Source organism: Streptomyces sp. NPDC058964 (assembly GCF_042741275.1).
Classification (GTDB): Bacteria; Actinomycetota; Actinomycetes; order Streptomycetales; family Streptomycetaceae; genus Streptomyces.
Genome location: NZ_JBHYKH010000271.1, coordinates 1 through 11,981 on the forward strand (window position 1 = coordinate 1; position 11,981 = coordinate 11,981).

9 protein-coding genes and 1 pseudogene are annotated in these 11,981 nt (G+C 69.8%); 7 read left to right on the forward strand and 3 right to left on the reverse strand.

Annotated elements, in window-relative coordinates:
• The first annotated feature begins 257 nt into the window (after positions 1-257).
• On the forward strand, positions 258-704 hold the full coding sequence (locus ACFW2E_RS28320) for a winged helix-turn-helix transcriptional regulator (RefSeq protein WP_384469900.1): 447 nt from the start codon (positions 258-260) through the stop codon (positions 702-704).
• A 410-nt stretch (positions 705-1,114) separates the two neighbouring features.
• Here ACFW2E_RS28320 and ACFW2E_RS28325 read toward each other — a convergent pair whose 3' ends face one another.
• On the reverse strand, positions 1,115-1,840 hold the full coding sequence (locus ACFW2E_RS28325) for an ATP-binding protein (protein WP_384469901.1): 726 nt from the start codon (positions 1,838-1,840) through the stop codon (positions 1,115-1,117).
• Between the two features lie 126 nt (positions 1,841-1,966).
• Between ACFW2E_RS28325 and ACFW2E_RS28330 the strand changes: the two genes are divergently transcribed.
• Positions 1,967-4,408: a LuxR C-terminal-related transcriptional regulator gene (locus ACFW2E_RS28330; RefSeq protein WP_384469902.1), complete on the forward strand. Its 2,442-nt coding sequence runs from the start codon at positions 1,967-1,969 to the stop codon at positions 4,406-4,408.
• Between the two features lie 222 nt (positions 4,409-4,630).
• Here ACFW2E_RS28330 and ACFW2E_RS28335 read toward each other — a convergent pair whose 3' ends face one another.
• Together ACFW2E_RS28335 and ACFW2E_RS28340 are read right to left on the reverse strand one after the other, a co-directional pair.
• Positions 4,631-5,044 carry a hypothetical protein gene (locus tag ACFW2E_RS28335; RefSeq protein ID WP_384469903.1) on the reverse strand — a complete coding sequence of 138 codons (414 nt, stop codon included), beginning with the start codon at positions 5,042-5,044 and terminating at the stop codon, positions 4,631-4,633.
• A 145-nt stretch (positions 5,045-5,189) separates the two neighbouring features.
• A complete protein-coding gene (locus tag ACFW2E_RS28340; protein ID WP_384469904.1) occupies positions 5,190-5,969 on the reverse strand; it encodes a class I SAM-dependent methyltransferase in 780 nt (259 codons plus the stop codon).
• A gap of 303 nt (positions 5,970-6,272) precedes the next feature.
• Between ACFW2E_RS28340 and ACFW2E_RS28345 the strand changes: the two genes are divergently transcribed.
• The 5 genes and pseudogenes from ACFW2E_RS28345 to ACFW2E_RS28365 all read left to right on the forward strand — a co-directional run.
• Positions 6,273-7,160 carry a DUF4231 domain-containing protein gene (locus ACFW2E_RS28345; protein WP_384469905.1) on the forward strand — a complete coding sequence of 296 codons (888 nt, stop codon included), beginning with the start codon at positions 6,273-6,275 and terminating at the stop codon, positions 7,158-7,160.
• The gene (locus tag ACFW2E_RS28350) at positions 7,157-8,386 is read left to right on the forward strand and encodes a toll/interleukin-1 receptor domain-containing protein (protein WP_384469906.1); all 1,230 of its coding nucleotides are present in this window, start codon (positions 7,157-7,159) and stop codon (positions 8,384-8,386) included. The genes ACFW2E_RS28345 and ACFW2E_RS28350 overlap by 4 nt, the downstream gene beginning before the upstream one ends.
• Positions 8,387-8,398: 12 nt before the next feature.
• Positions 8,399-9,382, forward strand: a complete 984-nt coding sequence (locus ACFW2E_RS28355) for an AAA family ATPase (protein WP_384469907.1) — start codon at positions 8,399-8,401, stop codon at positions 9,380-9,382.
• The gene (locus ACFW2E_RS28360; RefSeq protein ID WP_384469908.1) at positions 9,372-10,331 is read left to right on the forward strand and encodes a hypothetical protein; all 960 of its coding nucleotides are present in this window, start codon (positions 9,372-9,374) and stop codon (positions 10,329-10,331) included. Before ACFW2E_RS28355 ends, ACFW2E_RS28360 begins: the two co-directional genes overlap by 11 nt.
• Positions 10,331-11,981 (forward strand): annotated as a pseudogene (locus ACFW2E_RS28365) (hypothetical protein); the annotation flags it as partial. The gene ACFW2E_RS28360 and the pseudogene ACFW2E_RS28365, both read left to right, overlap by 1 nt.

Sequence of the window (11,981 nt, forward strand, 5' to 3'; positions counted from 1 at the left end):
TTGCCGCACCATCCGGAAATGACGTCCCGCGATCAGACTTCGGCGAGCGGCTCGTCTGCGGTACGCCGCTCGCGACTCCGACTGTAGCGTCTGGATTTAATTTTGCAAGTCAGGTGGACTCGATCGCAGGGTCTGAATTGCAAGATGCAACTCAGGCGGGTACGGTTCTTACGTGCACTGTGCCGCGTTGGCATATGTGGCATCCGGCACCGTGTGGGAGGTGGACAGTGTCGACCGGACGGCAGTGGTCGGATCCCATGAACGACGAGCCGGCCTGCTCCATAGAACGCAGTCTGCAGATTCTCGGCGAACGCTGGTCGTTTCTGGTGCTCCGCGAGATCTTCGCCGGCAAGCACAAGTTCGCCGAGATCCAGTCATCCCTGGGTATCGCAACGAATCTGCTCAGCTCCCGGCTCAAGCTTCTTGTCGAGACCGGCGTTCTGGAGACGCAGGCCTACCAGGAGCCGGGCAGCAGGCCGCGGCAGAGCTACCACCTGACGGAGGCGGGGCGCGACCTGCGCGTGGTGCTGGCTGCGCTCCAGCAGTGGGGCGACGTCCACCGTCCACGCCCGTCGGGCCCCTCCGCGTTGCGGCGGACGCGGTCCACCCGTCGGCCCGTACACGTGGGGTTCCTCGACGATGACGGTCATGAAGTGCCCGCCACCGAGGTGGTCACCGTTACGGACACCGTGCCCAGGATCTGAGTGAAGCCGCGGACCGGCCGAACCGCCGGTCCCTTGTGCGCCGACAGCTGAAGAGTCGTCGCCCTTCCTGGTGAACCAACTGATCACCAGAGAGTCCTGCGCGCCGCGGCATCGGCACGAGCCGCGCACACGCACGCGCTGAACAGGGCCGACGCCCCTCACGCCCACAGCCAGGCGCAGGCACGGTTTCCGTGATCACGACGGCGTCGACGCTCAATGACCAGGCCGGAAGAGCGCACTTCGGCCCTTGGGTCCTCCCTGCCACGCCCACGGTGCGTGACGCCTCGCTGCGACTGCAGTTGGCCATGCCCTCCCAGGCCCGCAGGGCCTTCCGCCGACGGCCTCCGGGGTGCTGCGCTATGGCAGCCATCTGGTCGGCGGACTGGTGTTGACCACGCTTCCGGTCATGGTCACCACCGGATGGGGGACGAGGAAAGCCTGGAGCGCAGGCTCGTCCCGGACGCCGCTCTCCCCGGGTCGTGGCGCCCCAAGACTCCAGTCACCTCCCGCCGTTGCCGTGCGGCGGAAACTGACCTCACTCCTTCATGCCGGGGGGGGCCAGGGGGGTGCGGGGTGGTCGGTGCGCATGCCGGTTGCTGGGCCCAGACGGTCTTTCCCTGTGTCTGATAGCGGGTGCCCCACTGGTCGGCAAGGCTCGCGATGATGAACAGCCCTCGGCCGGTTTCGTCGATGATGCGTGCGTGCTTCACCCGCGGAGTGCTGGCTGAGGCGTCGCTGACCTCGCAGGTCAGCATCCGATCGTGGATCAGGCGCAGCTGCATGGGCGGAGAGCCGTAGCGGACCGCGTTGCCGACCAGCTCGCTGACGATGAGTTCGGTGGTGTACGCGGTTTCGTCGTCCACTCCCCAGACCTTCAGCTGGCGGCGGGCTGCCTGCCGGGCCATCGGCGCGGCCTGGGGGCCTGCCGGAAGGGTGCGGGTCAGTACCTGGCCGGCGGGCAGCGCCTTCGTTCGGGCGAGCAGCATCAGTTGCTCGCCGGTCCGGCTGCCTTGGGTCAGCGCGCCCGTGATGCTGTCGCGCACGTTCGGCAGGGGCGTTGTGCCGGCGCCGTCCAGGAGCGGGCGCAGGGGAGCGGTTGCCGCCAAGACCTCGTCGGCGAGTGCGCTGGTGCCCACTGCCAGGGTGCTTCCCTCCGGGAAGCTGACGGTGGTTGCGGGGAAGGGGGCGGTGCCTGTCCCGCCTGCGATGCCCTCTCCGTCGCGTTCGCACTGCGGGAGGGCCAGGCGCCGAATCGGTTCCTGATGGGGCTGGCTGTGCTCGGTCTGCCGGCCAGCGCCACCGAGGACCGGCCTCTGGTCTGCCTCGTCGACGACGCGCAGTGGCTCGACGAAGGGTCCCGCCAGGTTCTGGCCTTCGCCGCCAGGCGGTTGATGGCCGAACCGGTGGCTCTGATCTTCGCCCTGCGGGAGTCCGATGGCGATCCAGAGCTCGGCGGACTTCCGGAGCTGCTCGTCGAGGGTCTCACCGAGCCCGACGCCCGTGCCCTGCTGGCCTCGGCCGTCCGTGTACCGCTCGACCCGCTGGTACGGGACCGGATCGTTGCCGAGGCCCACGGAAACCCGATGGCCCTGCTGCATCTGCCCCGTGCGCCCGCGGAGCTGGCGGGCGGTTTCTGGCTCTCCAGCAGGCGCCCCCTGGCAAGCTGCCTGCAGAACGCCTTCTACCAGCAGTTCCGGTCACTCCCCAAGGACAGCAGACGGCTCCTGCTGACCGCTGCGGCCGAGCCGACCGGAGACGCATGTCTGCTGCGGCGCGCGGCCGGTCTGCAGCAGATACCGCCCGACGCCGCAGCGCCTGCCGAGGCCGCAGGACTCGTCGAGTTCGGCACCACAGTGCGGTTCCACCACCCCCTGGTGCGCTCGGCCATCTACCACAGAACGGCCGCACCGGACCGCCGGGCGGCACACAGAGCACTGACCGCAGCCATCGATCCCGACCGTGATCCGGATCGCAGGGCGTGGCATCGCGCTCACGCCGCCGACAGTCCCGACGAGAGCGTCGCCCTCGACCTGGAGCGCTCAGCCGGCCGAGCCCGAGGCAGGGGAGGAGTCGCCGCAGAAGCCTCGTTCCTGCAGGGCGCGGCGGAACTTACCCCCGATCCCGCACGCCGTGTCACCCGCGCCCTGGCCGCCGCTCAAGCCCACATCGACGCCGGCGGAGCCGACCAGGCCCACAACCTGCTGGCGGTCGCGGAGGCCGGCCCCCTCGACGCCCTGCAGCGCGCAAGACTCGAATGGCTACGAGCCCGGCTGGTGTTCTCCCAGGTACGCGGCAACGAAGCGCCCCGGCTCCTGCTCGACGCCGCACACCGGCCGGCGCCTCTCGACGCCACCCTCGCCCGGGACACCCTGCTGGAAGCGGTCGGCGCGGCGATCTTCGCCGGCCGTCTGAGCGAAGGACCCGGGCAGCGGGAGGTGGCCGAGGCGGCCCGGGCCGGCCCGCCGCCGCCGACGACGCCGCGGACCGTCGACGTCCTGCTGGACAGCGTGGTCAGCCGGATCATCGACGGCTACCCTGCCAGCGTCGACTGTCTGCGGCGCGCACAGCATGCCGTCCGGCAGGAGCAGAAGCCGGGCGCGGCGGACGAGGACATGCGCTGGCTGTGGCTGGCGAGCCGCGTGACACCGGAGCCACTCGCACCGGAACTGTGGGACGACGACGCTTGGTACGAGCTGGCGGCCGGCGCGGTCACCCGCACCCGCGATGCGGGGGCGCTCGCCGTCCTCCCGAGGGCACTGAGCTACCAGGCGTGCTTCCAGGTGCAAGCCGGCGAACTCGACACCGCAGCGGCTCTGATCGACGAGGCCACGGCGATCTCGGAGGCGGCGGGCGGAGTACCCATGATGTACTCGTCGCTCGTGCTCGCCGCATGGCGGGGCCGGGAATCCCAGGCACTGGACCTCATCAGCACCACCATCGAAGAAGTGCGCGCCCGGGGGGAGGGACGCTCTCTCGCCCTCGCCGAGTGCGCAACCGCGCTGCTGTACAACGGCCTCGGCCGCTACGCAGCCGCGCTGCCGGCCGCGGCGCGCGCATGCCGGTACGAGGACCTGGGGGTCTTCGGCTGGGCCCTGGCCGAATTGATCGAGGCCGCGGCACGCAGCGGGCAGCCCGAGACCGCCGCGGCGGCGCTGGAGACGCTCACCGAACGCACCCGCGCCAGCGGAACCGCATGGGCCCTGGGCGTCGGGGCCTGCTCACGCGCGCTGCTGAGCGACGACCAGGCCGCCGATGCGCTCCACCAGGAGGCGATCGAACACCTCGGGCACTGCCGGATCATGGTCCAGCTGGCACGCGCCCGTCTGCTGTACGGCGAGTGGCTGCGCCGCCGCAATCGTCGCCAGGAGAGCCGTACGCAGCTAGGACGCGCCTACGAGGTGTTCAACCGCATCGGAGCCGACGGCTTCGCCGAACGCGCCCGCAGGGAACTTCTGGCTACCGGCGAGACCGTACGCAAGCGGACGGTGGGCGCGCTCGACGAACTCACCAGCCAAGAGGCACAGATCGCCAGGCTGGCCAAGGACGGCAATACCAACGCCGAGATCGCCGCTCAGCTCTTCATCAGCCCGCGCACGGTGGAGTGGCACCTCGGCAACGTCTTCACCAAGCTCGGAGTCAGCTCCCGCAGACACCTGCGCACTGCGCTGCCTTCTCCCCAACGGCCCGAAAATGCAGCGGTTTGACAGCCCTTCGGGGACCAGCCCGGGTCGGCTCGTTCGACGCTCTCGGTCGCTGTGGATTTGCGAAGGCCTCGCCGTCTCGCCTTCGCGCCACGGCGTGGACCTGGACACCGCGAGCGGGCTCAACAGGCTTGCCGTCCCCGAGGTGAGCGCGACCGCACATGGCCGCCTTCCTGCACGCGAGGGCCCGGCCCCGCTCATGCGCGGCCGGGCCCGATGGGTGGGTCAGTGGGGGCAGAGCACGCTCAGCACGGCGACGTTGATCTGCCTGGCCTCTTTGTCCGTGACCCTGTGGTCGCCGGTGGAGAAGCGTGCCCTGGCTGTCATGTCGGCCTTGCCGCCGCCGTTGATGGTCGAGCACTGGTTGCGGGCGTTCACGACGGCCTTGTCCTCGTCGGCGACGAGAGCGGGGTCGATGGCGCCGAGGGCCCTGATGAGTTCGGCCCGCTTGGCGGCGTCGGGCTTGGCGGGGACGCCGGCCGCCTTCTCGGCGCCGCTGTGGTCCACGGACTTCGACGCCGTCGGCGTGCCGCCCTTGGTGGGTGCGGCCTTGTCTGAGCTGCTGTCTTCGCCGGTGCAGCCGACGAGCGTGACGGCGAGCGCGGCGGTGACGGCCGCGATGGTGATGCGGATGCGCATGATCCCCCCTGGGATGATTTTGCTACGAGGCCAAGCCAGTTGTGCGCATGCGACCCGACCGTGTTCCACCCCGTCGACACGCTCATCACGGTCAGCTCCCGCGAGCTTGCGGTCGTGTGTCGGACTCGGGTGTCGTCGTGATGTTTCACAGCCGCCGGGCGCGCAGCACGCCGGTCAGCATCGGTAGCGTGAACTCGCCGCGGGCGGTCTCCGGTGTGCTCGCCAGGTATGCGCGGATCCGGCTCAGCGCGGCCTCTTGTTCCCGTTCCGGCATGACGAGCACCCCCGCGCGGGTGGCGAGGGTCGCGACGAGGGAGTCGGCGGTGCGACGCTGACCGTGCGGGAACTCGGCCTGCTCCGGCGAACCGAACCGGGCGGCCGCACCCGTCTTGGGAAGGTGCGCGTCGGCCGTCTCGGCGCGCCAACTGGTGGGCGTGTCACGCGGGCCGATGGCCGCGCTCCCGCCGACCCGCGCGAGCCCGGCAACCCACTCGACCCCGTCGTCCATGAGGTTCCACAGGCCGGCCAGGATGCCGCCGGGCGCGAGGACCCTGGCAATCTCGGGTCCCGCGACGGCCATGTCGAACCAATGCATGGCGTTGCCGGCCAGCACGGCATCGACGGAAGCGTCCGGCAGTGGTATCGCCTCGGCGCTGCCCGGCAGGGCACGGACAGCGGGCAGCGAGCGGCGCAGCTCGGTCAGCATCGCCAGGTCGGGCTCGACCGCGATCACCTCGGCACCCAGCGCGACCAGCGTGGCAGTCAGCTTGCCGGTTCCGGCGCCCAGGTCGAGCACGCGCGGACCCGGCGCGGGTTCAAGCGCCCAGCCAATCGCGGCCCGCGCGTAGTCCGGACGGTGCGCGGCGTACGCGACCGCCGCTACGCCGAACGACGCGGCGTGAAGCAACCGTTCATCCTGATCCACACCGCAACGCTATAGGTGCTGCCGACGGCCGGCCACCCTGCCTCGCCACTGGCACCCTCAAGACCGCCGCCAGGGACTGTGGCCGGCGGACCACCACCCCGTCCGGATCGATCTCCTCTCCCGCTCGCGGAGGGAGACCACTGGTGGAAGCGGTGACCTGACTGGACCACGTCCACGCCTCGGGCGAGCCGCGCCCGCCGGCGTACCTCGCGCCTCAACGCCTGCTGATCCGAGGAACAGACGATCTCACCCAATCTTCCCGAACACCTTCGGAGGCGTCATCCGGTATCTGACAATCAGCGAATGAGCTGCGAGGTGGTCGAAGATATCTGGAAGCAGCAGTCGGTGTGGTCGCAAGCGGCCAGCCACGCGAAGATATCTGTGAGCCGGTCGTTCACCCTTGTCCTTGGGCTGGGCGTTGCGGCCGCGGTACTGGGCGCGTTTTCGGCACAGTTGGGATCCGACCATCCAGGTGTCGCGCGCTGGCTCGCCGTGGCCGCCGCGGTGGGAGTGGCGGTCACCCCGCTGGCGCGACGGGGCTCGGCCGGAAAAGCCGTCGAAGAGTGGGTGCGGATGCGTGCGATGTCCGAGTCGTGCAAGTCCGACGTGTTCTTATATCTGGCCGGTGCCACCCCGTTCACCGGGCCGGACCGGGACATACTGCTCCGAGACCGCGCCGACGAACTCCTCGGGGCGGCCGGCGACCTGTCGGGTCATACTCTGAGGGTCGCCCCTCGCGTCCGGCCACTGCCCGCGGTCACCGGCCCGGAGTCCTACTTCACGGAGCGCGTGGACCGTCAGATCCACGACTATTACCGGCCCGCAGCTCTGCGGGCGTCCCGGCGCCTTGCGTGGACGCGCCGCGCCGAGCTGTTCCTCGGCCTGGCTGGAGCAGTCCTTGCCGCACTCGGTGCCGCCGGCCTGACGGCCGCGACGATCTGGGTCGGAGTCGTGACGACGGTGGCGGCGGCCGTGACCGCCCATTTGGCCTCCACTCGCCTTGAGTTCCTGCACCTGGAGTACTCCCGAACCAGCGGCGAGCTCGCCCGGCTTCGTGCCCGCGCGAACGTTTCCGGTGCCGACCTGCCCGACCTGATCGCCCGCTGTGAGCAGGTCATCTCAACACAGAACTCGACCTGGGTCGCCAAATGGACGGCCGAGGCGGCCCAGCAGGAAACGGCTGCCTCTTGAAGGTCTTCATCAGCCACAGTTCCAAAGGTGACCGTAAGGCTGCGAACCTGCGCAGAGAGATCTTTCGTCAGCTGAAGGCGAAGGGCTACGACGTCCTGCTCGACCTGGACGGCCTGAAGCCCGGGGCCGAGTGGCGCACCGAGCTCTACGAATGGCTCGCCACCTGCGACGCCGCGGTGCTCCTCCTCACAGAGAAGGCCCTGGCTTCGCGCTGGGTCCAGCGAGAGATGGACATCCTGATGTGGCGCAGGGCACTGGGGAGTCACCTGGAGGTGGTGCCCATCCTCACGGGCGGATTGAAGTCCGACGCGATCGACGCGGCAGGGCTGACGGACCTGGAGTCCATCGAGCTTGCCAGAGGTTCGGCCAGGGCGACCGTCGCGGAGATGGCCACCCAGGTCATCGACCGGTTCCCCGATCTGTCGTCGAGCGCCGGCCGGGACGATCCGATGGCTGCCTGGCTCGGACGGATCAGCCAGCACCTGCTCGACGTACGATCTGCCGACGTGATGCTCCGAGCGGCACGGGCGCTCGGCATGCGCGAGGACGACGCGCTCCAGGCAGCGCAGCCGATCGGCGGCCGGTTCATGGCCAGCCATCTGCTGGACTCCGAGCTGTCCGGCAGCCTGTGCCCGGCGGTCGGCGTCCTTTCGGACGCCCTGTCCAAAGACCGCCTCGAACGACTGATCAAAGATGTGCAGCCGGCCTGGGTCAAGGTCGCCACGGCCAGGGATCTGCTGCCCGGACGCGGGTCCACTCGCCGGACACTGCTGCTGAATGCAGAGTGGCCGGAGACCGCTGAGGACTACATCAACCGCGCCACCTGCCGTCCGCCCTATGGAGCCATGGACGAGCGTCTCGGCGCGATCCCCATCGACGAGACGGCATCCGATCTCCCCAAGGCGATGACGGAGAAACTGCTTGAGTTGTACGGCTGCCCGCCGTCGACCCCGCTGTCGAGGATCAAGCCGGACGGCCTGCTCTACTTCCTGATCTTCGATGTGCAGCAGCTGCCACTCTCCGCCGCACTGCGATGCCTCGAGAAGGCGCACGACCTGCTGCCCGATCTCATCGTTGTCGCGCTGACCGGACGGGAACTGCCCGCGTCGATACCCGCGAGCAGGGACGGGGTGCTCGTCTTGCCCGCCATGGCCGAGGACGTCGAGCTCGACGCCTATCGGAGCCGTCAGAAACTCGCCAAGATCGTGAAAAGAGTCACCGGATGAGAGAAGTCAGCCATGCCTGAGGCCCGCTCTTTCGTCGGTCCGGCCGCCGCCGATCCACGCGACGGCCGCGTCTATGTGACCTCGCCCGAACTCGACCTCGCGGTGGACGTCGCGCTGGCCACCGGGCGGCCTCTGCTACTGCGTGGCCACCCCGGCTCCGGCAAGTCGTCGCTGGCCCCGTACATCGCGCGGGTCCGGGGGTGGCGTTATTACGAGCATGTCGTCACCTCCCGGACCCAGACCAACGACCTGCTGTGGTCGTTCGACGCAGTCCGCCGGCTCGCGGACGCGCAGGTACTCGGCAACGGCGCCGAGCTCGATGATCACCGATATGTCGTGCCCGGGGTCCTGTGGTGGGCGTTCGCACCGGAGTCGGCGGCTCGCAGAGGCCGCGACCTGCCGCTGCCCGAAGGGTTCCAGCAGGCAGCATTGCCTCTGCGACAGATCAACCGAGACCGCTCTCCCGAAAGCGCCGTGGTCCTGATCGACGAGATCGACAAAGCCGATCCCGATGTCCCCAACGGACTGCTGATCCCGCTCGGCTCCAGCGAGTTCACCGTCACCGAGACCGGCAAGTTCATCAGCGCCCAGGACCCCGAGAGCGAGCCCCGCCCCCGACGGCTGATCGTGATCACCACCAACGAAGAGCGCGAGCTGCCCCAGGCATTCTTGCGGCGCTGCGTGGTGGCGAACCTGCCCGATCCATCAGCCGAAGAACTCCTGACCATCGCCCGCGCCCACCTGACCCATGCTGCGGGCTCGTTCGGAGCGCGTGAGGAACGCATGGCGCGGTTGCTGGCCGACGAACTGATCGCCGCCCGTGACAAGGCCGCCTTCGGCGCCGGGCGGGCGCCCAGCACCGCCGAGTACCTCGATGCGCTGCGTGCATGCCTGGGACTCGGGATCGTTCCTGGCGAGGACGATCGGTGGGAACTGGTCCGGAAGCTCACCCTCGTGAAACCACGGCGACCCGAGGACGACAGCCATGAGGGGTGACATCTGGATCGGTGATGTGGTCCGGGCGTTGGACGCGGCCCAGCCGGGCGCCGACAAGATCGCGATCGCGAGGCTGCTCGGTTTTCGGCTGATCCCGGGCGGTGCCGCCGCCACGGAGCCGACCGACCGTCAGCCGCTCTTGCTCGCCGACGGCCCCGTCGAGATTTCGACGGCGGGGCCGGTGGACAGGCATGCCGACGGACCGTCGCCCGAACGGGGCAGACCACCGACGGTACCGTCCACCGTCGATGTCCCACTGCTGCGGCCCGTGGGCGCGGTGCACAGGCAGCGGGCGACCTTGTCCGGAGAGGGCTTGGCCCGGGTCGAACCGGCGCACGCCCAAGCATCCGTGCCCCTGCCGCCGTTGTTCGCTCCCGGATCGGCGGCCGCCATCCTGCAAGGAGCACTGAGCCGCCGCGAACACGTCGGCGACATCGACCCCGCGCCGCTGATCCAGTCGCTGTCGCGCGGCAGGCCCGTCGCACGGATACCCCGAAAGCCCATCCTCACACTGCGACACGGGGTGGAGGTCCTCGTCGACCTCGGGCCCGGCATGCTGGCCTTCCGCCGCGACCAGGAGGAAGTCATGCGGCGGATCGTCGAGGTAGCCGGCCGGGAGTCGGTGCGGTTCCGCTACTTCGCCACCACCCCCGCACTGGGCGTCGGCCCCGAGGGACGGTGGAGCTGGCGGCCCTACCCGGGGCCGGAGCGCGGATTCACCGTACTGCTCCTGTCCGACCTCGGTCTGGGCAGCCGGCCCGACGAACGCCGGGACCGGCCGGAAGACTGGCTCGCCCTCGCCGAACAGGTGACGCGAGCACAGGGGGAACTGGTCGCCTTCCTTCCCTTCCCGTCAGACCGCCGTCCCGCTTGGTCGGCCTCGACCCCGATTCGGATCCTCACCTGGGACCGCGTCACCACGGTCGCCGACGCGCGAAGGCGTCCGTGATGGACGTCGACCTGCTCTCCAGCCCCTCGCCGGACGCCGTCCGCCTGGCGACCGTACTGAGCATCGCGACCCGGATCGAGCCGGGCCTGCTCAGGGCCGCCCGCCTGCGGCTGTTCCCCCGCATGGAAGTCGGGGCCGAGGCGGACCTCTGGGCCAGTGACTGGGTCGCACACCGCGGCCCCAGCTATTTCGTGCTGCGGCCGGAGATCCTGCCCAGGCTCCGTGCGGCGCTGCGGGACCTGCTCAGCGCCGCACGTTCCCAAGGCCGCGCCCTTCCCGTCTGGGACATCGTGTCGATGGCGCACACCGACATGTCCCCGACCTTGTTCCTGGAGGAGCGACTGACCTGGCTTGCGGTCAGCGGCGAAGGTGACCGAGCCGTCCTCGGCCGGGAGCTGGGAAAGGCACTGCGCGCGCTGGTCGTCGAAGATCGAAAAGGTATCGCGCAATGGGCGGTGGGAGCCTGGAGACGGCTACCGCCCGAGGTACTGTCGACGACCGCCGCCTGGCAGCTGGCGAGCGTCGCCGGCCAGTACGCCCCGGTACGGCCCGCCGTCGGTTCGGCGGCCGACGTGACCATGGCCGATGTGGAGGCGATCAGCGGAGCTCTCGCCCACGACACCGCACTGCGGGTGCTCTGGCAGGGCGACCAGCTGTATCTCGGCGCCCCACACGGGCCCGGGGTGACCGCGATCGCGGTGCCCGACACCGTTCCTCGGATCATCGAGGTCGAGTACGGCGCGGACGAGCAGCAACCGGTGCAGTTGCACGACGGGGAAATCGTGAGCGTCGCGGTGGGCTCCGGGCCGGTCAGGATCCGCACGAGCCGGGGAGATCTGTACTCACCGAACCGGATCACCTCGGACGACTCCATCACCGGGGCGCGGCCACATCCGGGGACCGGCACCGTTCCGTCGGTCGATCCGAGGCTACGGTCCGGGGAACCGGGCGACCTGGACGAGTTGGTCCAAAGCCTGCGGGATGGGTCACCGGCGGAACTGGCCGACGCGCTCCTGCACCGACACGACCTGAACGGTGACCTCGGCTCCCTGCAGGAGGCGATCGCGCTCCTCAGAACCGCCCTGGCGGCCGACCCGGCCGACGAGTCCACGCTCCGTCTGCTGCTCGTCGGCGCTCTCATCCGCAAGTTCCACGCCGATGGTGACCGGGCCGGCCTCGAGGAGACGATCGGCCTCGCCCGCCACGCCGTGTCGCGGCTCGTGCCGGAGTCCCCCGATCTCAGTGCCCATCTGACGAATCTCGCGGTGGCCCTCGGCGCCCGCTATGAAGCCATGGGCCTCTCCTCCGACCTGGACGAAGCGATCGGGGCGTTGAGGCGGGCGGTCGATCTGCTGCCCACTCATCATCCGGACGCCACCAGGATCATCGCCAATCTGGCGTGGTTGCTGGAAACCAGGGCACGACAGTCGGGCAATCAGCGCGATCTCGACGAGACGATCCGGATGCTGGATACCGCCGTCGCGATCAGCGCCGATGACGGACCCTGGCTGGGCACCGTTCTGTCCGGCCTGGGCAAAGCGCTGTGCACCCGTTTCCGCGTCCTCGGCCGACGCGATGATCTCGACCGGGCGGTGCTCCTGCACCGCCGGGCCGCCCCACTGGCGGGAGCGGGGCCCCGGTGCCGTCTGC